The sequence below is a fragment of the Thermomonas sp. genome (assembly GCF_041905325.1).
GTDB lineage: Bacteria > Pseudomonadota > Gammaproteobacteria > Xanthomonadales > Xanthomonadaceae > Thermomonas.
Map to the genome: position 1 here is coordinate 1 of NZ_JAYRLK010000046.1, position 1515 is coordinate 1515.

1 protein-coding gene is annotated in these 1515 nt (G+C 65.3%); it reads right to left on the reverse strand.

Annotation, left to right across the window (positions count from 1 at the left end; all coding sequences use genetic code 11):
* A partial coding sequence (locus tag ACE3OK_RS12595; RefSeq protein ID WP_374249895.1) for an efflux RND transporter permease subunit occupies window positions 1-1515 on the reverse strand: 1515 nt, incomplete at both ends.

Below are 1515 nucleotides of genomic sequence, written 5' to 3' on the forward strand. Positions count from 1 at the left end.
GCCTTCCACAATCTGCGTCACACGCTCGCCGTCGATCAGCACCTGCAGCTCGCCCAGCAGCTTGGCGGGAGGAATGCCCAGGCCCAGCGCGCGGTCGTAGTCCACCTGCACCTTGATCTGTGGCGTTAGCACCTGCTTTTCCACTTCGAGGTCCACCACGCCGTTGATGGACGACAGCCGCTGGCGTAGCGCCTCGGCCTCGCCGCGCAGCACGTCCAGGTCGTCACCAAAAATCTTGATGGCGATCTGCGAGCGCACGCCTGACAGCATGTGGTCAATGCGGTGGCTGATGGGCTGGCCGATGCCGATGGCCGCTGGCAGTGTGGCGATGCGGCTGCGAATGTCGGCATACACCGCCTCCAGGCTGCGGTCGCTGCGCTTGAGCTTCAGGTCCAGCTCCGACACGTGCACACCCTCGGCGTGTTCGTCTAGCTCGGCGCGGCCCGAACGGCGGCCCACATGCTCGACCTCGGGCACACCGGCCAGTGCTTTCTCGGCAATGCTGCCGATCCGTGCCGATTCGGTCAGCGTGGTGCCGGGGTTCAGCCGCAGGCCCACCAGCGCCACGCCTTCGTTGAACGGCGGCAGGAAGGTGGTGGGAAACAGGGGCACTGCCAGCATGGCCAGCACCGCAGACACGGCGCCCGCAACCACCCAGGCGCGTGGCGCCGCCAGCACGCGCGTCAAGGCGGCGGCGTAGCGCGCCTTGATCCAGGCCTGGACCCTGGTGTCGCCATGGTCCAGGCCCTTGATGCGCGGCAGCAGGTAGTAAGACATCACCGGCGTGAGCGTGACCGACACCACCATCGACGCGAGCAGCGACACGATGTAGGCAATAGCCAGCGGCTGCATCAGCCGCCCCTCGATGCCGGGCAGGAAGAACAGCGGCATCAGCACCAGCACGATGATGACCGTGGCGATCACGATGCCCGAGCGCACCTCCAGCGTGGCCTTGGCAATCAGCTCCAGCGGACCCATGCGGTGGTTGGGGTGCGCAGCCCGGTCCATCTTGAGCCGGCGCAGCACGTTCTCTACACCCACCACGGCATCGTCCACCAGCCCGCCGATGGCAATGGTCAAGCCACCCAGCGTCATGGTGTTGATTGACAGGCCGAAATACTTGAACACCAGCACCGTGATCATCACGCTCAGCGGAATGGCGGTCAAAGAGATCAGCGTGGTGCGGATGTTCAGCAGGAAGAAATACAGCACCACCGCCACCACCACAGAGGCTGCGATCAGCTTGCCGCGCAGCGTGTCTACCGACGATTCAATGAAGGTAGCCTGGCGCATGGTGATCTTGGGCTCGCCCATGCCGGCGGGCAGGCCCTTTTTCAACTCATCCAGCGCGGCTTCCACCTTCTCGGTGAGCTTGACGGTGTCGGCATTCGGCTGCTTCTGGATGCCCAGGATCACGGCCGGCTGGCCGTTCAGGCCGGCGTCCCCGCGCTTGATGGCGGGCGCGAACGTGACCGTGGCCACCTGCTGCAGCTGGATGGCCCGGTTGTTGCGAAA